Raw genomic sequence first — 22,088 nt, 5'->3', positions numbered from 1 at the left:
GTGAGCTAATTAAACAGCAAAAGAGATCGTCAACAAGGACCAAAACTTGTTGCGGTCTCTTTTTATAAAGGAGTGAACATATGTTGAATGTTCAATAAAGAAATCGCTTTCTTTATGATTTTTAATATACCACTTCGTTTACTGTATGTCTAATATAAACGATTAGAATAATTTTGAAAATATTTCTAAGTATTCCGTAAAAATATGAGGATTTGAGAATGGAAAATTATGAACTAAATGTTGATCAAATTTTTTCGAGTAATATGGTTTTGCCCGCTGGGAAGTCTTTTAAAATTGCCGGAGTGGGTGTGTCTGGTAAAACGGTTAAGGTGGATCTTGATGGAACTATTAAAAGAACGGTCATCAATCGGCGGGGAGAGTGGTCCGTACGATTTTCACCAATTATTGATACGAGTCGTGCATTTGAAGTAAATATTCAAGATGGAATTCAGCATTTAACGTTGGAAAATGTTCGGTTTGGCCGTGTTATTTTGGTTGCAGGGCAATCCAACATCGGATTTCGAATGGCACACGATCAGGATTTTAAGAGTGAAAAGGAAAATTTTAAGGGCCAAAATATATTCTATTATAATGCCCCGCAACCATCATTTATTTACCAGAATGGGAAGGTAAATGTTTATCAGTCAAAAGAGACGCACTGGCATCAATTAAAAACTAGTAATTTAGAACATATGTCAGCAATTGCGTACTATGCCGCTCAAAAATTAGTTGAAGAAGATCCAGGGATACCGGTTGGTGTCGTCTGTTGTACCAGAGATGGCACGTTTGCTTCAACTTGGATATCTGAATCAACGCTTAGGGAAAACCAGCAGTTGCTCGAGGAAGTTGTGCTGCCCTTTGAGGATCGTTTAAAGGCGGCTACGGATGCCGATTTTGAAAGTGATATCAAGGATTATCGGGATCGAGTTCATCGGCATAATCGAAGAATGTACAATTTTATGAAAGACAACCCAACGGTATCTTTAGGTATGGCGATCAGTGTGGTTGGACAAGCACCATGGCCTCCACCAGTGACACCGGATAGTTATTTGCGTCCCGGAAGTCTGTTCAAAGCGATGATATTGAAAATTAAAAATTATACTTTCAATCAAGCCGTTTGGTATCAAGGCGAGTCCAATGTTAAGAATTATGGCATTTACGATCAATTACTGTTTAGTTTAATTAACGACTGGCGGGATGCTTTTCAGGATTATTCTTTGCCCTTCTATGTAATGCAATTGCCCAAGTATGCAGATGTTCCGCGAAATTCATGGGCAAAGATACGCAATCAGCAACTAAAAGTGACCCAAGTTTTAGACAGCGTGCATCTTGTGTCAATTGCCGATACAGGTGAAGTGTATAATCCCCATCCCGTTGCTAAAAGGGATGTCGGACGACGACTTGGACGAATCTTAGCCGGAAATGGCTACTCAGATACTCCAACTTTAGAGGAAGTTATCAGGGATGATGGAGACACCGTATTTAAATTTAAGTATGTAAATCAAATTCAGACTCGCCAGGGATGCTTTATCGAAGGACTGGTAAACCACCAGTGGCAAGCGGTTCCGGGAGAAGTCAATCAAGATACAATTAGGATTCAGTTTCCAAAAGGGACGACTGAAGCGAGATACGGATACAGTAATGCCCCAATTTTGACACTATTTAATGAGCAGGGGGATCCGGTTGCTCCGTTCTTGGTTGATTTAACGAGTGGAAAGCTAATCTAAAATTAAGATAATAAAAAATAGAGCTATGGTCATTGCCATAGCTCTATTTTTAAGTACTCTTATCAGAATTAATATGATTCATATTAAAAATTAAGAGACAACTTACTTCATTCCACCGTCAACACGAATTGCATTTCCAGTCATGTAATCTGAATCTGGTCCTGAGAGAAATGCCACTAAGTTCACAACATCACTTGGTAAAACTGTCCGGCCAAGTGGAATCTGATCAATGAAGTCTTGTTTGTTTTGACCAAGAGGCTTACCGTTAAGTTTTGACATTTTAGCATCGATGTCGTCCCACATTCCAGTTGTTCCAACAACTCCTGGAGCGTAGGCATTAACGGTAATGTGATCTGGAGCTAATTCAGCGGCAGCGGCTTCGGTAAAGCCAACAACTGCAAATTTTGAAGCTGAATATGTTCCCCAGACAGGAAAGGCTTTTAGACCGGCAATTGATGAGGCATTAATGATTTTACCGGGATGACCTAAAGCTTTAAACTTTTTAGCGGCTGCTTGCATACCGTAAACAACACCGAAAACATTGATTTTAAATGATAGCTCTAGATCTTCTGGTTTAATGTCAACCACGGAATCGACCTTGGCCACGCCGGCATTATTAACTAACACATTTAAGTCCCCAAGTTCTTCGACCGTTTTATCAACGGCGTCAACAAAAGCTTGTTGGTTCGTAACATCTAATTCGAGAAAAATTCCTTTGTGACCATTTTCCTCAACTTTGTTAATTACCTCGGCAGCCTTTTCTTTTTGAAATGGTAAATCAGCGATTGCGATATCAAAACCGTCTTTTGCTAGACGTTCAGCAATTCCAGCCCCGATTCCCTGTGCGGCTCCCGTAATAAATGCAACTTTACTCATGTAAGTCAGCTCCTAACTATATTTAATATATACAGTTTACCCCATTTGGGTGCTTTTTGTAACCGCTTTCTGTATAAAGAAAATTAATTTGTTAATTTTTTTGAGACAAACCTTTGTAAAACCGTTTACAAGAAATGAAAGCAGAGGCCGCACTAGACTCCAATAAAAAACATGTTTTTTTGTCTATACCAAATTAAAACCATTTTGAAATTTTGATCACAATCATTGATAAAACGGATTTGTAACCGTTTTTGCTGTTGACAAACTGGTTGGTACCAGTTAGTATATGAAATAGAGCTGGTGCAAATCAGTTATTTATTTACAGGATTTTGAAAGCGAATACAGTATTGGTATTCAGAATTCAGGGATGGAGGAAGTTACATGAGATTATTGTTAATGAGTCACGGAAATATGGCCATTGAAACCCTAGCAAGTGCTGAGATGATTCTTGGACATATTGATAACACCAAGGCAATCGGATTACAGCCTAACCAAGGCCCGGAAGATTTACAAGCCGCTGCCGAGGAATTTATCAATGACAACCCTAACAACGATAAGACAATGGTTGCGGTTGACCTGTTAGGTGGAACACCTTCAAACGTTGTTGTTCGTTTAATGGCAGAACATCCAGACCTTGAGGTAGTAAGTGGATTAAACCTACCAATGGTAATTGGATTTGCAAATCAAGTAATGATGGGAATGGAAGTAAGTAAGCAATCAATGATTGATGAAGCACAAAACGGAATCATTGATGTTAATGCAAGATTGAATGGATAGGTGCATATGACAAGAACTTACCAGTATTCATTAAGGTTTACGATTGACCCATACAACTGGGATGATGAACGTGAAGAAAAGTTAATCAAATTTTGTCGAGAGGCACGAATTGATAATGTTGTTTTTTTCATTAACCCAGAAGAGTTGAATCAAGGTCATCCAACGGTTAATCAGATTAGAGAGCATTGGCTACCAACAATTGAAAAGGTTTCCAAACGGTTGGCAAAGGATCAAGTGACAACGAGTTTGAACCCTTGGACAACGTTGATGCACAGTGATCGTGGACATAAAGTTAGTCCTGAACTTGGTTTTGGAACGATGGTTGATTACCTCGGCCACCAGGCAGAATCAATTGCGTGTCCTAAAGATCCCAAATGGGTAGATTATATTACGGCAGTTTACAGTGAATATGCAAAGCTCCAACCGAAGGAGTTATGGCTGGAAGATGATTTCAGACATTACAATCATACTCCGATTAAATTGGCATGTTTCTGTGACCGGCATATGAAAATCTATTCTGAGATGCTTGAACGCAAAGTAAGTCGTGAAGAGTTTGTCGAAAAAGTTTTACAGCCAGGTGAACCAACGCCCGAAAGAATTGTTTACCTCGGCGTTGCCCGTTCGGAAATGAAGCAAGTGGCCCATGCAATACAAAAGGCAGTCGAAAAAGTTTCTCCCAAAACTAGATTGGGCTTAATGAGTTCATTTCCAGAATGGCATGCAGTTGAAGGACGCGATTGGGACGGGTTGTTTGATAACTTGTCTGGCAGCCATCGGCGAGTTAGCCGACCACATTTACCAGCGTATAATGAAGTTTCACCGCTTCAATATTCACGGGTATTTGAACGTTATACCAGAGTGACAACCGAACTAGTGGGAAATCATTCAGATGTGTATCCGGAGCTTGAAAGTTACATGTATTCGCCTTTTGTTAAATCTAAAACGTTTACAAAACTTCAAGTGGAAAGTACACAGATGGTCGGGGCGACAGGAATTCTTCTCAACCTATTTGACATGATGGGGAATGGTATTGATGAGTCGTACGATTACGCTGAACTGTTAGCGGAATCAAAAGATTTAATGGATTTTGGAGCTCAAAATCGACTTGACGTAAATCATCTCGATGGTGTCAAAGTTCTGTTTTCACAAGATGCATCCTTCAATATAAAAACTACTGAAGGAACGGATCCAGAAGAACTACTTCCAAAAGAATATAGTTGGTTATCGCTGCTTGGAACGCTCGGAATTGCATGTAAACCTGAAAAATGGACAATTAAAAGTCATTTCACAGGGGAAACACTTGCAATTAGCGGACAGTTTTTAAATAACTTGGATAACGGACAGATTGAAGAGTTAATTAAAAATAACGTTGTTTTATTAGACGGCGAAAGTGTTCAGATTTTATTTGAACGATCGAATTTAAGAAAATTAATCGGTGCAGATACGCTAGAGTTTAAAAAAGCTCGTACAGACTATCAGTCCTACGAACAAGTTGATGGAATGACAATTGACGGAATTAAAAATCCGCGAATAACGATGCTACAACATACCGGTGATTACTACAAGATTGGCTATGATAATTCAAAGCCGGTTGAAGTTTTATCCAATGCTTATAACGAGTATGCTGAGAAACTGGGACCAGTAATGACGATTGTTGATGGTCGAACGGTTATTCTACCAATGAATACCGATCCAAAATATGGTTGGGAATCGCAATATTATTCAATTAAAGAGCAACTCTTAAAATATATTTTAAATAAAACCACTAATTTGGATTACGTCATAGATATGCCCGGCGTGAAATTCGTGGCAAACTCAGACGAAATGGTGCTTTCAAACTTTACGATTGATGATCAAAAAGAGATTAAAGTTCATTTAACAGCTGAAAAGCAGGCGACAGATTGGCAACTCTATTTCCACGAAGGAACCAAATTACAGAGCTTCTCCGTGAAACCAGAGTGGATCAAGAACGATATACTAACAATTCCTTACCGTCTTAAAGGTTTGGAAACAGTAATTTTAGTAACAAAGGCTTAAAAATTTAAAGGAGTGAGTAGCATGGCAATCACAGCAGTACGTATTGATGGACGTTTAATCCACGGCCAAGTAGCTAACTTATGGACAACAAAGTTAGGTGTATCAAGAATTATGGTTATTGATGACAAGGTTGCAGCGAGTGACATCGAAAAGTCAGGTTTGAAGTTAGCTCGTCCAACTGGTGTTGACCTCAGTGTCCTACCAGAAAAGACAGCTGCCGACCACATTAAACGCGGTGGATACGATTCACAAAAAGTATTTATCGTAGTTAAACGTCCTCAAGTGTTATTAGACTTAGTTAACGACGGTGTTAAATTAGACACAATCAACGTTGGTAACATGTCACAGACGGATGAAACGACTCAAATTACAAACTCGATTAACGTTGTGCAAGATGATGTTGATGCATTCAATGCGCTTCACGAAAAAGGCGTTAAGATTACACAACAAATGGTTCCAGGAGATTCAGCAAATGACTTCATGGAAATTTTGAAGAAATTCAAACCAAAAAACTAGTAAGGAGGAATTCTCATGGGTACAGGTATTGCAATTTGGCAAGTTATTATTTTAACAATTTATTCAATGTACCAAATCATGGATGAATTGACGTTACAAACAAGTTTGAGTCAACCAATCTGGGCTGGTATTATCGCTGGTTTGGTAATGGGTGATCTTAAAACAGGTTTAGTTATTGGTGGTAGTTTACAATTAACCGTTCTTGGTGTTGGTACTTTCGGTGGTGCTTCAAAGATCGATGCTAACTCAGGTACAGTTATGGCTACTGCATTTGCAATTGGTACTGGTATGAACGGTCAAGTTGCCGTTGCTGCTTTAGGTGTTCCAGTTGCTAGTTTGATGATTCAAACTGATATCCTTGCACGTTTCGCGAATACGTTCTTCCAGCACAGAATTGATAAGATGATTGAAGAAGAAAACTACAAAGGTATCGAAAGAAACTACCTCTATGGTTACCTTCCTTGGACATTATCACGTGGTATTCCAGTATTCTTAGCACTTGCATTTGGTGGTCCATTTGTTCGTACAGCTGTAGATTACATGAATACAAACCTTGCATGGTTAAGTAATGGTTTAGCTACAGCCGGAGCATTGCTTCCAGCCGTTGGTTTCGCAATCTTGCTTCGTTACCTACCAGTTAAGAAGCATTGGCCATACCTTATCTTAGGTTTTGTTATTACAGCATTGCTTTCAACACTTTACGGAAACGTTTCATTACTTGGAACAACAATCGCCGGTATCGACAGCAAGTTTACAACTGCCTTTGCAGGTCTTCCAATGTTAGGTATTGCTTTGATTGGTTTCGCTTTAGCCGCAATGCAATATGGCCGGACAGTTAAGGAACAACAAGTAGTAGCCGCAAAACCAGCAGCTAGCGCAACAGATTCTAACGAACAGGATGGTGAGATTCATGGCGACGAACTCTAATAAGACAACAGATTATAAGTTAACAAAAAAAGATTTTAAGCAAATGAATATTCGTAACTTGTTCTTCAACCAAGTTGGTTGGAACTACGAACGTATGCAAGGTTCAGGTTACCTTTACTTGATCCTTCCACAACTTCGTAAAATGTATGGAGACCATACTCCTGAATTGAAGAACATGATGAAGATGCAAAACCAATTCTTCAATACAAGTAACTTCTTCAACACGATCATCTCAGGTATTGATATGGCCCTTGAAGAAAAAGAAGGGGCTGAGTCACTTGAAACAGTTGCTGGTATTAAAGCTGGTTTGATGGGACCCTTCGCCGCAATTGGTGACTCAATCTTCGCTGCCCTAGTTCCAGCTATCATGGGTGCGATCGCAGCCAACATGGCCGTTCAAGGGAACATCATGGGAGCAATCCTTTGGATGTTGGTTAACTTTGTTATTATGTGGTTCCGTTGGATTCAATTGAAATTTGCTTATACTCAAGGTGTAAGTTTAGTTAACGAAATGCAAGGTCAATTGAACGCTTTGACTGATGCTGCAACATTACTTGGTGTGTACGTTGTTGGTGCTTTGGCTGCGACAATGGTTAATACAAAGATTATCTATGTTGCTCATTTAGGAAAGATGACGGTTAACTTCCAAGATAAAATTGATATGATTATTCCAAAGTTAATCCCAGCTTTGATCGTTGGTGCAATTTACTGGATGTTAGGTAAGAAGAGAATGACTTCAACAAAAGCTATTTTTATCGTTATCATCGTTGCAGTTATATTGTCTGCACTTGGTATCCTTGGTAAGGCAGCCTAATTAAATTCCACTTTCAAACTAAATTTGGTATATCATATTAAGAATGATACAGATTTAGAAAGTGCGGTAAGAACCATGGAATTTAAATATAACGAAAAACAACCAGTCTATGAACAATTGTCCGACGCACTGCGCGAACAAATTAAAAAAAATTATAAGCCGAACGATAAACTTTTATCGGAACGCGAAATTATGAAAAGATACAAGGTAAGCCGCAACACAGTACGCGAAGCCTTAAATGAATTAGAACACATAGGGTATATTTACCGGCAACATGGTAAAGGTACCTTTGTGGCTAATATGGCTAGTAACACGACTAAAATCGGCGAAGAATATAGTTTTTCTGAACAAATGAAGTCACTTGGTCGAAAACCGGAAACCGTTATTTTAGAAATGGTGGAACGGACGGCTAATGAATATTTTAGTAAGAAATTGCATATTAACGTTGGTGACGGGATGATTAAGCTTAAGCGACTTCGAAAAGCGGATGGGATACCGATGATGATTGATCGAACGTATCTCCCGGCAAAGAAGTTCAAAGGAATTTCAGCCTATGAGTTAGATACTCAGCAGCGATCGCTTTACAACGTGTTTCTAGAGGATTTTGGGGAACGGGTCAAGCTTGCCGATGAAACATTATACGCGGGTATTATTAGTGATGAAGATGCCAAACAATTGGATATTGCTTCTAATTCACCGGGATTTATGTTTCAGCGCACCACGTATAATCATAAAAATGAAGTAATCGAGTACACGGTAAGTAGTGCTCGAGGCGACCAATTTGTGTATAACATTAAGTATAAGAACTGACCGATGAGAGGAGAATTATTATTATGTACAACATGACAGATGACGAATTGACAAAAATCGGAGCTGTAATTACAACTCGTGAAATTCAACAAGAACCAGAATTATGGCAAGAAGCGTTTGATAACTATCTAGCTAAGAAAGACGAAATTTCGTCTTTCTTGGGTAAAATTGAAAGCGAATACACCGAACCAGTTCGCGTTATTTTTACAGGTGCTGGTTCATCAGCTTACGTTGGAGATACCGCTGCTCCATACCTAACACAAAACGGTGATCGTAAACATTATCGTTTTGAAGCAATTGATACAACAAAGATTGTCTCCACCCCTGAACAATATCTTGAAAAAGATACACCAACAATTTTAGTATCATTTGCACGCAGTGGTAATAGCCCAGAAAGTGTTGCTACCGTTGATATTGCTGAAAAGTATGTTAAGAATCTCTATCAATTAACAATTACATGTGCTCCAGAAGGCCAATTGGCAATTCATGCGGAACATGATGATAATAACCTTGTATTGATGCAACCAGCTCGCTCAAACGACAAAGGATTCGCAATGACTGGTAGCTTTAGCTGTATGCTTTTAACTTCACTCCTTGTGTTTGATGTAAAACATACCGATGACCAAAAGAAATCGTATGTTAGTTCAATTAGCAAGATGGGTCATGAAGTGATTGACCGCGTTGACGAAATTCAAGCGATTGTTGATACTGATTTTGATCGAATCGTTTATCTTGGATCTGGTGCACTTGGTGGTTTAACTCGTGAAGCACAATTGAAAGTTCTCGAATTAACTGCTGGTCAAAAGGCAACCGTCTTTGATACTTCGATGGGCTTCCGTCATGGTCCAAAGTCATTTGTTAATGCTAAAACAATGCTCTTTGATTTCTTGAGTAACACTGAATATACACGTCAGTATGATGTTGATATTTTAGATGAAGTTGCTGGTGACGAAATTGCTCCTGTTGTGATGGGAGTTGGTGTTTCATCAAGCAATAACTTTGCTGGATCAAACTTCACATTCGCTAATGGTGACGATTCAATGCCTGATGGATACATGGCACTTCCAGATGTCATGTTTGCTCAAACGATTTCGTTATTATCTTCAGTTAAAGTTAACAACACACCAGATACACCATCTGCAACCGGAACAGTTAACCGTGTTGTAAAAGGTGTAACCATTCATGATTTTGAAGGATAGGAGCGACAATTTTGGAATATTATATTCATGCTGAGAAGTTCTTTTTAGGTAGTAATGTTGAAATGGGTGGCTACCTCCACGTGGTTGATGGAAAATTTGGTAGTTATCAAAAAAGTAAACCAGAAGGTGAAATTGTTGACTATGGTGATAAATGGATTGCACCAGGATTAGTTGATACGCATATTCACGGTTTATTAAATCATGACGTTATGGATGCCGATGCTGATGGAATTGAGACGATGGCTAAGGGATTACTTGAATGTGGGGTAACTTCATGGCTACCAACAACATTGACGGCTAGTTCGGACCAATTGAAAGAAGTTGTTAGCGTTATTAGTAAAAACGTTGATAAATTCGATGGTGCTAAGGTTCAAGGAATCCATTTTGAAGGCCCTTACTACACTGAAAAACACAAGGGAGCTCAAAATCCTAAGTATTTTGAAAACCCAAGTGTCGATGAATTTCATTCATGGCAAGAAGCTGCAAATGGTATGATTCGTAAGATTTCAATTGCTCCTGAACGAGAAGGTGCACCTGAATTTACCGCACAAATTAGTTCGGAAGGTGTAACGGTTGCTTTGGGTCATAGTGATGCTACTTTTGAACAAGCGAAGACTTGTGTCGAAGCTGGCGCAACAATGTTTACGCATACTTTTAACGGAATGAGTGGGTTAGACCACCGCGAACCCGGAATGGCCGGTGCCGCAATGAGTTTGCAGGGTGTGACCGACGAATTAATTTGTGATGGTCATCATGTTAATCCTTACGTTGTTAAAATTTTGCTTAATACTAAATCATACAAGGATGTTGCATTAGTTACTGATTGTATGAAGGCCGGCTTGATGCCAGATGGCGACTATATCTTAGGTGAATTCCCAGTTAAGGTTGCTAATGGTACGGCACGCTTGAAAGATGGTAGTAACAGTCTTGCCGGAAGTATTTTACTTCTAAAAGATGCAATTAAAAACGTTGTCGATTGGAATGTTGTAACTCCAGAACAAGCAATTATTATGGCTTCGGCTAATGCAGCTGATAGCGCCGGTGTTGGCGACAAGTGCGGCCACATTCTCCCTGGCCGTGACGCCGACTTCATCGTCCTTGACCATGAAATGAACTTAGAGAAAACATATCTCGACGGCGAAATGGTATATAAATAGAGCGAACAAGAGCGCGTTTAGCTCCCGAGTATAGCCTAGAAAGACCCATGATTGGTGGTTTTACCAATCGTGGGTCTTTTGTAGCTAAACGGAGGGAGCTGCGCACTTGTTCGCGTTTCGACAAAATTGCCAGAACGAACGGAAATTAGCTCCCGAGTATAGCCCAGAAAGGCCCATGATTGGTGGTTTTACCAATCGTGGGTCTTTTGTAGCTAAACGGAGGGAGCTGCGGTCTTGTTCGCGTTTCGACACCGCTATTTCCTTTTAAACTTCTCCTTCACCACCATTGTCCATGCGTCTTTAAAAGGAACACCGGCGCGTCTTAGGTTGCCGATTTCCCGAAATGTCGTATCGATAACAATTTCAATCAGTAAGGGGACAGCCGATAAAATTAACATACAAATTAGTGCAATGATGATTGTCATGAGTAAAGCCTCCCATCGATATGATATCAACTGGTTAAATCAATTTAAGTATGAAAGCTAATCCAAATGCGATGATTGCAATGCCAAATATGGCTGCGCTCAATAACGCGAGTGGCATAAATGGTGAAGCGCCTGCATTTTCAGAGTTTTTTAATCGCATGATAGTTTTGTATACAGCGTAGATTTCAAATATTCCAGCGATAAGGAGTATAATTCCAGTAATAATTTCAACCATGGTATCCTCCTGTAAATATTTATTTTCACAGTCATCATATGCTTGTCATTGCGTGTAGTCAATTTATACGCTGTGTAAAATATTGGAAGGCTCGGTATATCCGAGCGCAGGTTCGGTAACTTTTTTGAATTGAGATACTGTAAATGAATTCATGCCGCCATTAAGCGTCGCTACGATAATGATAAAAAAGAAGGCAATTCTTATTATGAATTGGATAATTAATCATAAATATCGAATTATTTTCACTTTAGCGTTCTATATATTATTACTTTTTAACCTTTATTTTAGAAGTTATCTTTTAGGAATAATAACTTTAGTAATCGTTATTTGCGGACTTTTTACGCTTGATCACTTTGAAAAATTATAATAAATGACTTAAATAATTCTTCGATACGAATTCATAACTTGCGAAAATCCACCACTTGAACAATATGTTGTGGATGCTTGGTTGCTTCTTTTGAATGAATATTCACCGGTCGTTTTTTAACGAAAAAGATTAATTGAGGGGCGTCCGTATCAAAGCATAACAATTGCAGAACGCACCGGAAATTTCAGTCGTAATTATGGGCTGTTTTATCATGTTTTTAGATTGAATATTCACTTGTTAATGCGCTTTCATAAGTGTTAGACTATAGTTGAATTTAAATAAAGGAGTCCTTAATATGTCAGCAAAAGAAACGTATAACCAACTTATGAATGATGCCGAAATGATCGCTTTGGCAACAGAAACCACTGCAGGACACACACCAAACGTGCGTTTTGTTTTCTTTATGCACTACGCCGATCAACCTAACACGCTTTACTTTGGAACAGCCGGCAGTGCCGAGAAAGTGGCAGAACTAACCGCTAATCCAACGATTTCCTTTGAAACTGCGCCCGTTAATTTCCAAACTGTGCGGGTTACTGGTGCACATTGTGAGCAAGTTAGTGATCGTAGCACGTTCTTCAAAGCAATGGATGCAAAGTACCCAAGTTTCAGTCGCTTCACTCCAGAGGACCGAGAAAATATGAATGTGTATGCTGCAACTTTTAACGAAGCACTGGTGGGTGAGGAAAAGCTAAGTTTCTAATTAGATTTGAATCGCATCGTTTGACCTGATCCCTGGGTCGATATTGCTAGTGGTTGATGTAGATAGAATGAACCTCAAAGTCGAACGCTTTGGTCTGACTTTGAGGTTTTTTTGTTATAAAAACATATTGTTTTTTATTTAAATTTTTTCACACAAAAACAGCGCCTCACGGGACGCTGTTTAAAAGGGTGAATGAAGAATATTGAACATTGTGGATAGAAAGTACTTCCTAATAAATATCCTTTCTATACTGTATAATATACCCAATTGTGAAAACGTTGTCAATAGTTTTGATTATAAATTCTTTAAGTTAATTCTTATTATAGTTGGATAAGAAAATGGTGATGTTTAACGGATTTATGAAAGCAGAAAGATGATTAAACCAAGGCTTCGGTTATTAGAACCAGAGTCAACGTTGATTTAAAAATAATTAATTTCGTACATGAGAAAATGGAAAAAGTTTCACGTGAAAATTCTAATTTTTATGGGTTTGTGCATGAGACAATTTTCTTTGCCGAGTCTCGTATCGATTGTCCCAAATACTCAAAAGGAGAATCTCACCAACAATCAGAATTACGAGAAACGCCCAAAAACCCGCCTTATGGGCAAACAGATACATATACAACATAAATAGTGCAAACAAAATGGGAATAATCGCTCCGCTATATTTAAAGCGGACGCTACCACCTAGAATGTACTGTAACCCAGCAATCACTAGTATCAGTAGTGTTCCGATAACACTGTCCACCATGTTCGCCCCCTTTTTAATTAAAAATCCAACCAACTTCACGCTCATTATAAAATTTAATCTTAGTAAATTCCATTATGACGGCTAAACGTCATCAAACTTTAACACGGATAAAATATTTCGAACGATATTCCAAATTAAAAAAATTTTTAACGGTATATTTAGGAAGCTTTTTGATATTTTAGTTTTAAAAATAAAAAAAATGAAATTTGGTGTTTACTTTTTGGACTTTAAATCGTTATTAGTATATGTAAGTCGTCGCGACACTTATAAAAAATATGAAATGAGGAATGAAACATGATTAAAACTTGGATGAAAACAGGAATCAGTATCACAATGGAAGGACCAGATCACGCAAAAGAAGTTCGCCGCTCATTTTCAAACGTTGCTAAAAATGTGACCGCTGATCAAGTAGGAGAATTAGTTAGCGCGCTCGAAATGGTTTCCGCAGATACCGTGCTAGAAGCCAAGGTAATGACAACAGAAAAAGTAGTTTTAGATAAGTAAAAATAAAAAATAGCTTAATTCATCTTTCACATATCAAATAAAATTAGGGGGAATTATTTATGAAACAACTTGATTTAGAATTTACAAACGCCAGTGGAAAGATCCAACATTTTAAGGCACAATATGTTAAACAAAACTTGGATGAAGCAACCGTGCGACAAGTTATGGAGAAAATTAGTGCTTCGAATCTTTTCCAAAAAGAAGAGGGGAACCTTTATGCGACTCCTAAGTCAGCACAGTATGTTGAAACAATTCATGAACCAATTTTTTCAGATGAACAAAAGTAAACATCTGGGTCTTATAAATATTTAACAAAATCGGAATCTAGTGCTATAACATAGATGTGGGGTGCGACAAGAAAATGAACGACGTAGCCAACAACTATGGTCACCCATAATTAATTGGAGGCTTTTAACATGGCAGAAGCATTAAAGACAGAACTTCTAGATAAAGAAATGACAGAGGTATTTGACTGGAGTGACGACAAAACGCCATTGAGAGATGCAATGTGGAATCATGTGATGGACGACAACGGCCATAACACGATGGCAACAATTGCTGAGGCCAAAAAGTGGGAAAGCATGAGCGATGCAGACCTTAAAAAGACCGCAGAAGATATGCTTAAATAAAAAAGAGCCGTTTCATAGTGTAAAAACTATTGGAACGGTTTTTTTTATGTTCCAACCGATCCAAAAGTGTATATGGGGTGAATCAATTAGCACTTTGCTTAACAGAGTGCTAAAAAAGTAGTATAATTAATTTGTAAGTGAAAAGAGTGTTTTAAATTAATAGTTAGGCACAATTTTTATTTTATTTAATTAACGGAGGTGTTGTTACATGGCTAATTTTTACGGAAATGATCCTTTTTTCAACAATGATATGGACGATATTTTTAATCAGGTATTTAAACGGATGGGAAATTCAAACTCAGATTCTGCCCGTTACTTGGTCAACGGTCAGTCGCTAACTCCAGATGAATTTGCTCAATATCGGGCAACTGGTAAACTACCAGAAAATGCAAAAACAATTGAAGTATCCAAAGATGGACAACAGGCCCTTAAAAAGGGTGGTATTTTGGAAAAATTGGGAACAAATTTAACGGAGCAGGCTCGCGATGGACTGCTAGATCCAGTTATTGGACGCGAAAATGAAATTCAAGAAACTGCTGAAATTTTAAGTCGAAGAACTAAAAATAATCCAATTTTGGTTGGAGATGCTGGTGTTGGTAAAACCGCGGTTGTTGAAGGACTGGCACAAGCAATTGTCAACGGTAGTGTCCCTGAAGCAATCCAAGATAAAGAGATTTACTCAATTGATTTGTCTTCGTTAGAAGCTGGAACACAGTATCGTGGGTCGTTTGAGGAAAATATTAAGGATTTAGTTAAAGAAGTTAAGGCTGCTGGAAATATTATTCTATTCTTTGACGAAATCCATCAAATTATTGGTGCTGGTTCCACTGGTGGTGAAGACGGCGGTAAAGGGCTGGCAGATATTATTAAGCCCGCCTTATCTCGCGGCGAATTAACCGTTATTGGAGCGACTACTCAGGATGAATATCGCAATACAATTTTAAAAAATGCAGCTTTGGCTCGGCGTTTTAATGACGTTGTTGTTAACGAACCAAGCGCTGAAGATACGGTTAAGATTTTGGAAGGAGTTAAGAAGCTGTACGAAGAACATCATCACGTACAATTACCAGATGATGTTTTGAAGGCGGCGGTGGATTATTCGATTCAGTATATTCCGCAAAGAACTTTACCTGATAAGGCAATTGACTTGATTGATATGACTGCTGCGCATTTAGCGGCTCGTCAACCAGAAAATGACGAAGCAACCTTAAATGAAAAGCTCCACAAGATGCAAAAAGAGAAGGATCAAGCGGTCGAAAAAGAAGACTTTAAACGTGCCGCTGATTTGAAGAAACGTATTGAAGAAATAAGTAAACAAATTAAAAATGTGGATAAGAAAGAAGAAGTTATCGCGACGGTTGATGATGTGGCTCAGTCGGTAGAACGATTAACTGGCATCCCAGTTTCTGACATGGGTGCCAACGATATTGAACGGCTAAAGGACTTAGACAGTCGTTTGAAGAGTAAAGTAATCGGCCAAGATGAAGCGGTAGAAATGGTCGCCAGAGCGATTCGTCGAAACCGAGCAGGATTTTCTGAAGGCGAGCAGCCGATTGGAAGCTTTTTATTTGTTGGTCCAACTGGTGTTGGTAAAACCGAATTGGCCAAGCAACTAGCGCTTGATATGTTTGGCGATAAAGATGCGATTATCCGGATGGATATGAGTGAATATTCTGATCGGACGGCCGTCTCAAAACTAATTGGTACGTCAGCTGGATATGTCGGGTATGATGATAATTCTAATACTCTGACGGAACGTGTTCGTCGAAACCCATATTCGATTGTACTTTTGGACGAAATTGAAAAAGCAGATCCACAAGTACTAACACTTTTACTTCAAGTAATGGATGATGGACGCTTAACGGACGGCCAGGGAAATGTAATTAACTTTAAGAACACAATTATCATTGCTACTTCCAATGCTGGATTTGGCGATGAAAAGCTAACTGGTGATGAGGCTAAGGATCAAACTTTAATGGACAAGATTGCACCGTTCTTCCGGCCAGAATTCTTAAATCGTTTCAATGGCATCGTAGAATTCTCGCATTTAACGAAGGAAGATTTGAGTCAGATTGTTGATTTAATGATTGCGGATGTTCAGAAAACATTATCGAAAAAGGATTTAACTTTGGAAGTAACTAAGCCAGCAAAAGACTGGTTGATGGAACAAGGATACGATGAAGCGATGGGCGCTCGTCCACTAAGAAGGGTGATTGAGCAGCAGATTCGAGATAAGGTAACTGATTTTTACCTTGATCATCTCGATGTTAAGAATTTGAAAGCTGATTTAGTCGATGATGAGATTGTGATTGAATCAAAATAAATCGGTCATTTACTACCGCATAGCGAATTGATCGAAAAAAGAGAAGTATGACAAGTTACTTTTGCCATGCTTCTTTTTTTGCGTTGTTGGAACATTGAACTCCAAGTATAATTGAATATAGTTTATCTGAATGAAAGGGGCTTAGATGTGGATGATTACGTTTCATGGTCGTCGATTAAATCATAAAGGGAAAGTGTGGCTTTCAGGATTAATAATAATAATTTGTTTGATAATTGCACTGATTTTTGGAATTCGGCATCTGATGAGCTCTAAATCGCAAGCGCTTCCAGACAATCCCAATAATCCTAAATTTAGTGCATCAATGGATAAAAAAGTTCGAAGCCTGAGTCAAAAGTATCCAGCTTTGAAAAATGAGAACTATGATATGACAATTTATGATGTTTCAAAGAAAAAAACGTACCACTGGGAGCAGGGAAAGACAGAACAAATGTATACTGCCAGCACGATTAAGGTTCCAATTTTAGTAGAATATTTACATCAGAAACCTAAATTATCCGCAAATGATAAAAAGATGGTTGCCAGAATGATTCGAGAAAGTAATAACAATGATGCAACTACATTGTTTAAGAAAATTGGCGGCACGGACGGTCTTAACCAAATGTTCAAAAGGTTTGGGATGAAAGATAGTCAGGCTAGCAGTCACTGGTGGCTATCGACCATTAGCTCTAAAGATTATGTGACGCTCTTAAAAAATATTTTTATCGACTCTAAATTGATAAATCAAACTGATCGAAATTACATTATTTCGGAAATGGTTCAGGTTAATATTAAACAGCAGTGGGGAATTAATGGATTTGATGAAAATGCAAACTTTCTAGCCAATAAGAACGGCTGGACGTTATCGGGAACCTGGATAATAGATTCAATTGGGGCTATTGAAGTCAAAGGACGGATGTATTTGATTTCCATTATGAGTAATCAGCACCCGGACGGACAGGGTCAAACTGGCTTATCAACGGCTAAAAAGGAATTGACTAAGGTCGCGGAAGCATCGGGAAACTATATTCTATCAAACTAAGGTTTAAAAGGATTGGAATTTGCCACTTTAAAATTTAAGCATAATAAATAGACTACAACAAAAATTATTTGCTGTAGTCTATTTATTATGCGCTGTGCATGAGATTTTCAGAATTTAGATTTGGCTCCAAGTATCTGATGCGAGCGAAGGGAAGAGATGCACAATGCGTCCGAGCTGTTCGGCAGTGAATTTAAATTCGATTGCCGGAAGCAAGACATTGATCGCATCAACAGCTTGATCACTGATTTCAGAAGCCCCCACTAGTTCACCTTTGTAGTTATAAATAAGAGTATTATCACCGAGGAGCTCCTTATCAACTTGGCGGAACCAAGCATCAGGGAGATGATTGGTTTTAACGGTATACTGATCATCTTTGGCGGCATCATTTGGCGTAATTCCCACTTCAGCAATTTGAGGTGAAGTAAAGACTACAGTAGGAATCGCAGGATAATTGATTGCTTTTTCGGTTTGCCCGGTAAAAAGTTGCGTTAAATAAGTTGATTCAAAAATAGCAGTTGGCGTTAATTTAGGTTCAATTTTATCAAGCACATCACCACTGGCATAAATATTATCGACACTGGTTTGAAGATGCTCGTTAACTTCAATGCCGTTGTCGTTATATTCAACACCAATGGTATCTAGTCCGATGTTTTCTACATTAGGAATGCGTCCGGTAGCATCGAGAATCCAATCGGTAGTCAGAGATTCTTCCCCGTTGTAACTTACTTTAAAATGATCGCCATCTTTTTCAAATGAGTTTACCTCAGCGTTATCGATGAAGTTCACACCACGATCATCCAAATCGTCTAAAATTTGACGAACGTATTCTTGGTTAAACTTGCGTAGAGCTTTTTTATGGTGTAAAAGAACCGTGACATCTGAACCAACGGCATTGGCAATGGTTGCAAATTCCATACTGATATAGCCGCCCCCGATGATTACAATTTTTTGAGGAAGCTTAGTTAAGTTCATAAAGTCTGTGCTATCGTGGGCCAGTTCCTTGCCGGGAACATCTAAGCGATGAGGACGTTGACCAGTTGAAATTACGATTTTATCTGATGTGTAATTTTTTCCGTTTACTTCAATTGTATGTTCGTCAATAAATTTTCCGCGCCCGGTGATGATTTCGGCGTTTGATGACGTCAACAAGCCAGATATCATATCTGGTAGGCCGTCAATGACCTCGTGTTCATGCTCAACACTTTTTGTCCAATCAATGGATAGATCGCCATTAACAATACCATTCATCCGCTCTTGATGACGCAATAATTGAACTGGATTGTCTAACGTGATTTTGGCGTTACAACCGCGATTTGGACAAGTTCCACCCACTTTATCTTCTTCAATCAGACCAACGCGCTTTCCACTCGCAGCCAGAGGGATGGCGCCATCAAAGGCTCCGTGCCCACTACCAAGATATAAAACGTCGTATTGATATTTTTCTGACATATAAACTACCTCCGTTTTAAAAAATTGAGTAACATTCATTAAGGTGAGCATATCAAAGTTATAAGAAGATATGCAAGCGGTTGCAACTGAAGGCATGAAGAAAAATGAATTAGCTTTGAGAAATGATCTGATTACAAATAACTTCAGTGGTTTTAGTGGAGGATAAGTGTGGCGGAACTAATTGCAGGCTTTTAGTTTCATTCAATGATATTTTTTGTTAATTATGATGGAATAATTTCATTAAATTCAGAGTTATTCCATTATACTGGAATAACTTTTAAAAATTAGAGATTATTCCAGTATAATGGAATAAAATCATATTTTTAATTATACGTTTGAATTTTCACTTCCATAAATTTCATCCCACAATCTCATTTCTTCAGTAATTTTTCTTAGAGCATTACCTTTTTTAGTTAATTGATATTCAACTTGAGGAGGATTTGTCGGAAAAACGGTTCGCGAAAGGATTCCAGCATTTTCAAAATCGTGAAGCCGTTGTGCCAGTGTACGCGGGTTAATCCCATTGACAGTTCTAAGTAACTTTCCATAATGTAAATTTTCCTTTATTGCGAATTTGTTCACTCCAAATTTTCATCTTTTAATGCGACATATTGTTAGTTTTATACTATAACAATAGAAAAAATATAGTATAAATATAACACGACTTTAATGATGAGAAAGAGGGTACGCTTATGAGTATCGAAACTCAAGCCAATAATCTTATTAATAAATATAATAGATTGATTTCGGTAAGACGAACAATTGCTGATGGCATGACCACGTATGTTGCATTAAGTAGGATGGCTAATGCAGGTTTCTTAGAAAAAGTAGGACCTGGAATTTATATGCGTCCTAATGAATTGGGGGATGGATTTGTAATCGCTCAACTTAGACTTTCAAAGGGAATATTTTTCAAAGAAACCGCACTGTACTTGCGTGACCATTTGTTTTTGTTTGTTCATCACGATGACAGAATCATGATCGATCATATTCATGAAAGCGACATATTCATCAAAAATAAAAAAGGGGTGAGAAGTCCATTGGTTACTGGAAAATAAAAAATAGTCGCTTTGGCGACTATTTTTTTCTACTCAGAATGGCTTCCACGGTCCATTGGTAGCGGTCGTGATACTGTGGTTCCTGTAAAAGCATGGTGGAGAACACATCGATGACGTATACAATGCCCAGTTGTGAGTTAATAAATCGGGTGTTGTCGACAAACTCACTATATTGAACAAGTAAACGATAATCACTCATTGTAGCGAGTGGACTGTCATCAAAAGCAGTAATGGCAATGATTTTTGCGCCTTGTTTTTTAGCCAAATTCACGGCCTCATTGACTTCACTTGATTTACCTGAAACAGATAGAACGATGACGATATCTTCTTTTTTCATGATGCTACTGCTGATATACATTGTATGACTATCTGCTGGTGCAAATGAATCTAGCCCCATTCGCATTAATCGTTGTGATAGCTCCTGAGCGTTGTATCCAGAACTCCCTAAGCCAAAAACAAAAATACGAGAAGCGCCTTTAATTAAATCGACAGACTTATTCAAAACATCTTGATTTAATTTTTTCCAAGTTCCGGTGATCATTTGATTGTAGAATTCCGTAACTTGGTCTGGAAGAGGAGAGTTGGCCACATCTTCGGTAATAGTCGAAGTGGCCTCTGCCAACGCCAATTTAAATTCGCTGAAATCGTGGTAACCCATTTTTCTAACGAAGCGGGTTACCGTTGCAGTACTAACTTCAGCCTTTTTAGACAAAGTATTGATATTCATTTTTTTGACATCGGCCGGATGCTGAGTTACCCGTAACGCAATTTTGCGTTCCTGACGGGATAATGATGGATATTTTTGTTCGACAATATCAATAATGTTCATGGCATTTACTCCTCTAATTGTTACTAACTATTATACGCCGAAAAATAAAACGGTCGACTTCAATTCGTAAGATCTTTTGATTTTCTGAAAGCTTAATAGATTAATACTAATTAAGTTGAATCCTTAAAAATTGTTGCGCTAAGTTCACGGCTTGCAGGTCATTCACAATAACGCCCTTCAGAAAGTGGTGGCTTGTTTCGATTTGCTGGAACGAACAGGTTGTTAAGTCAATTCCGTTAAGACTGGTGCCGTCGAAATTTACGCTTTCAAGTTCGCAGTCCATAAACTTGGTTTTTTGAAGACGTGCCATGTCAATGTCCGCTTCATTTAATCGTGAGTGAGCAAAGTGAAGTTCTTTAAAATCGGCTCCGTGAAAGTTTACCATATCAAGTAAACAGTCCTCAAAAAGAACATTTCTAAAATATGAACCTTCAAAGTTTGTGCCCATTAATTTACAATTTTTAAAAATGACACGATGAAAAAGACCTTCATCTAGCTGAGATCCAGAAAAATCGCAGTTCATTAAAACGACGTCTGTGAATTCAATTTTTGTGAATTCACTATTCTGAAATATTACGTTTTCGATGATTGAATTTTCTACTATTGCATGACCAACGGACTGCTCTGAAAAATTTTCCTTGACGATATGGGCTTCTGAAATTGAAAAATCTTCTGAATCGTAAATTGAATACATAGAGGACGTGTGAATGAGATGTTCATTAACTTTAGGTTTCTGCATGTTGTATTTTCCTTCCCGAATTGGTTGGACAAAAGTATATCATGGCTAAATGAGAAGTTTCTAATTGAATCCTGGGACGTTGATGATGGCGTTAGTGTGCCGGAAACGCGAAAAAGCATGAGAATCACGATATACAACATAAAAAGCATGAAAATTTTATCAAAATATAATTTTTCTACATAAATAATTGCCAAGAA

At 38.3% G+C, this 22,088-nt stretch carries 24 protein-coding genes; 16 read left to right on the top strand and 8 right to left on the bottom strand.

All coding sequences use genetic code 11. The annotated features are described in order from the left end of the window. The first annotated feature begins 218 nt into the window (after positions 1-218). Entirely contained in the window at positions 219-1,727 is a 1,509-nt protein-coding gene (locus tag IV81_RS01210) for a sialate O-acetylesterase (RefSeq protein WP_057801475.1), read from the top strand. Between the two features lie 102 nt (positions 1,728-1,829). On the opposite strand, the gene IV81_RS01205 is transcribed toward IV81_RS01210, so the two are convergent. Beyond that, positions 1,830-2,603, bottom strand: coding sequence for an acetoin reductase (locus IV81_RS01205; protein ID WP_057801473.1), 774 nt, complete (start codon positions 2,601-2,603; stop codon positions 1,830-1,832). A 381-nt stretch (positions 2,604-2,984) separates the two neighbouring features. Between IV81_RS01205 and IV81_RS01200 the strand changes: the two genes are divergently transcribed. From IV81_RS01200 to nagA, 8 genes are all read left to right on the top strand, one after another. After that, the gene (locus tag IV81_RS01200) at positions 2,985-3,380 is read left to right on the top strand and encodes a PTS sugar transporter subunit IIA (protein ID WP_057801472.1); all 396 of its coding nucleotides are present in this window, start codon (positions 2,985-2,987) and stop codon (positions 3,378-3,380) included. 6 nt (positions 3,381-3,386) lie between these two features. Further along, positions 3,387-5,417 (top strand): hypothetical protein, encoded by a 2,031-nt coding sequence (locus IV81_RS01195; protein ID WP_057801470.1) that lies wholly within the window; start codon positions 3,387-3,389, stop codon positions 5,415-5,417. A gap of 21 nt (positions 5,418-5,438) precedes the next feature. Continuing rightward, complete coding sequence (locus IV81_RS01190; RefSeq protein ID WP_057801469.1) at positions 5,439-5,933, top strand: PTS sugar transporter subunit IIB; 495 nt, start codon at positions 5,439-5,441, stop codon at positions 5,931-5,933. 15 nt (positions 5,934-5,948) lie between these two features. Continuing rightward, positions 5,949-6,860, top strand: a complete 912-nt coding sequence (locus IV81_RS01185; protein ID WP_057801467.1) for a PTS mannose/fructose/sorbose/N-acetylgalactosamine transporter subunit IIC — start codon at positions 5,949-5,951, stop codon at positions 6,858-6,860. Next, entirely contained in the window at positions 6,844-7,674 is an 831-nt protein-coding gene (locus tag IV81_RS01180; protein WP_057801466.1) for a PTS system mannose/fructose/sorbose family transporter subunit IID, read from the top strand. Before IV81_RS01185 ends, IV81_RS01180 begins: the two co-directional genes overlap by 17 nt. A 75-nt stretch (positions 7,675-7,749) precedes the next feature. Beyond that, the gene (locus IV81_RS01175) at positions 7,750-8,484 is read left to right on the top strand and encodes a GntR family transcriptional regulator (RefSeq protein ID WP_057801464.1); all 735 of its coding nucleotides are present in this window, start codon (positions 7,750-7,752) and stop codon (positions 8,482-8,484) included. Between the two features lie 23 nt (positions 8,485-8,507). After that, entirely contained in the window at positions 8,508-9,683 is a 1,176-nt protein-coding gene (locus tag IV81_RS01170) for an SIS domain-containing protein (protein WP_057801462.1), read from the top strand. Positions 9,684-9,694: 11 nt separating this feature from the next. After that, entirely contained in the window at positions 9,695-10,840 is a 1,146-nt protein-coding gene (gene nagA / locus IV81_RS01165) for an N-acetylglucosamine-6-phosphate deacetylase (protein ID WP_057801460.1), read from the top strand. Positions 10,841-11,094: 254 nt separating this feature from the next. Here nagA and IV81_RS09250 read toward each other — a convergent pair whose 3' ends face one another. Together IV81_RS09250 and IV81_RS01160 are read right to left on the bottom strand one after the other, a co-directional pair. Beyond that, the gene (locus tag IV81_RS09250) at positions 11,095-11,265 is read right to left on the bottom strand and encodes a hypothetical protein (protein ID WP_157059741.1); all 171 of its coding nucleotides are present in this window, start codon (positions 11,263-11,265) and stop codon (positions 11,095-11,097) included. A 34-nt stretch (positions 11,266-11,299) separates the two neighbouring features. Further along, entirely contained in the window at positions 11,300-11,500 is a 201-nt protein-coding gene (locus tag IV81_RS01160) for a hypothetical protein (RefSeq protein ID WP_057801458.1), read from the bottom strand. A 662-nt stretch (positions 11,501-12,162) separates the two neighbouring features. Between IV81_RS01160 and IV81_RS01155 the strand changes: the two genes are divergently transcribed. Then, positions 12,163-12,570, top strand: a complete 408-nt coding sequence (locus IV81_RS01155) for a pyridoxamine 5'-phosphate oxidase family protein (protein ID WP_057801456.1) — start codon at positions 12,163-12,165, stop codon at positions 12,568-12,570. A 475-nt stretch (positions 12,571-13,045) separates the two neighbouring features. Here IV81_RS01155 and IV81_RS01150 read toward each other — a convergent pair whose 3' ends face one another. Then, complete coding sequence (locus IV81_RS01150) at positions 13,046-13,321, bottom strand: hypothetical protein (RefSeq protein WP_236696804.1); 276 nt, start codon at positions 13,319-13,321, stop codon at positions 13,046-13,048. Between the two features lie 294 nt (positions 13,322-13,615). Between IV81_RS01150 and IV81_RS01145 the strand changes: the two genes are divergently transcribed. The 5 genes from IV81_RS01145 to IV81_RS01125 all read left to right on the top strand — a co-directional run bounded on the left by IV81_RS01145 (position 13,616) and on the right by IV81_RS01125 (position 17,816). Beyond that, complete coding sequence (locus IV81_RS01145) at positions 13,616-13,825, top strand: DUF1659 domain-containing protein (RefSeq protein WP_057801454.1); 210 nt, start codon at positions 13,616-13,618, stop codon at positions 13,823-13,825. A gap of 59 nt (positions 13,826-13,884) precedes the next feature. Continuing rightward, positions 13,885-14,112 carry a DUF2922 domain-containing protein gene (locus IV81_RS01140; RefSeq protein WP_057801452.1) on the top strand — a complete coding sequence of 76 codons (228 nt, stop codon included), beginning with the start codon at positions 13,885-13,887 and terminating at the stop codon, positions 14,110-14,112. Between the two features lie 129 nt (positions 14,113-14,241). Further along, positions 14,242-14,454, top strand: coding sequence for a P8 family protein (locus IV81_RS01135; RefSeq protein WP_057801450.1), 213 nt, complete (start codon positions 14,242-14,244; stop codon positions 14,452-14,454). Between the two features lie 208 nt (positions 14,455-14,662). Then, positions 14,663-16,777, top strand: a complete 2,115-nt coding sequence (locus tag IV81_RS01130) for an ATP-dependent Clp protease ATP-binding subunit (RefSeq protein ID WP_057801447.1) — start codon at positions 14,663-14,665, stop codon at positions 16,775-16,777. A gap of 151 nt (positions 16,778-16,928) precedes the next feature. After that, on the top strand, positions 16,929-17,816 hold the full coding sequence (locus IV81_RS01125; RefSeq protein ID WP_162257315.1) for a serine hydrolase: 888 nt from the start codon (positions 16,929-16,931) through the stop codon (positions 17,814-17,816). 114 nt (positions 17,817-17,930) lie between these two features. Here IV81_RS01125 and IV81_RS01120 read toward each other — a convergent pair whose 3' ends face one another. Then, positions 17,931-19,265 (bottom strand): dihydrolipoyl dehydrogenase family protein, encoded by a 1,335-nt coding sequence (locus tag IV81_RS01120; protein ID WP_057801443.1) that lies wholly within the window; start codon positions 19,263-19,265, stop codon positions 17,931-17,933. A gap of 327 nt (positions 19,266-19,592) precedes the next feature. Beyond that, positions 19,593-19,847 carry a winged helix-turn-helix transcriptional regulator gene (locus tag IV81_RS01115; RefSeq protein WP_083484659.1) on the bottom strand — a complete coding sequence of 85 codons (255 nt, stop codon included), beginning with the start codon at positions 19,845-19,847 and terminating at the stop codon, positions 19,593-19,595. A 110-nt stretch (positions 19,848-19,957) separates the two neighbouring features. Here IV81_RS01115 and IV81_RS01110 point away from each other — a divergent pair, with 110 nt between their 5' ends. Continuing rightward, complete coding sequence (locus tag IV81_RS01110; protein WP_057801442.1) at positions 19,958-20,323, top strand: type IV toxin-antitoxin system AbiEi family antitoxin domain-containing protein; 366 nt, start codon at positions 19,958-19,960, stop codon at positions 20,321-20,323. 19 nt (positions 20,324-20,342) lie between these two features. Here IV81_RS01110 and IV81_RS01105 read toward each other — a convergent pair whose 3' ends face one another. Both IV81_RS01105 and IV81_RS01100 read right to left on the bottom strand, forming a co-directional pair. After that, a complete protein-coding gene (locus IV81_RS01105) occupies positions 20,343-21,152 on the bottom strand; it encodes a MurR/RpiR family transcriptional regulator (protein ID WP_057801439.1) in 810 nt (269 codons plus the stop codon). A gap of 106 nt (positions 21,153-21,258) precedes the next feature. Next, positions 21,259-21,891: a pentapeptide repeat-containing protein gene (locus tag IV81_RS01100; RefSeq protein ID WP_057801437.1), complete on the bottom strand. Its 633-nt coding sequence runs from the start codon at positions 21,889-21,891 to the stop codon at positions 21,259-21,261. Between the last annotated feature and the right edge of the window lie 197 nt (positions 21,892-22,088).

This window comes from Pediococcus stilesii, assembly GCF_001437075.1.
In the GTDB taxonomy this organism is placed as follows: domain Bacteria; phylum Bacillota; class Bacilli; order Lactobacillales; family Lactobacillaceae; genus Pediococcus; species Pediococcus stilesii.
The sequence above is the reverse complement of the archived record's forward strand: the minus strand, read 5'-3'. Positions and strand labels throughout refer to the sequence as shown.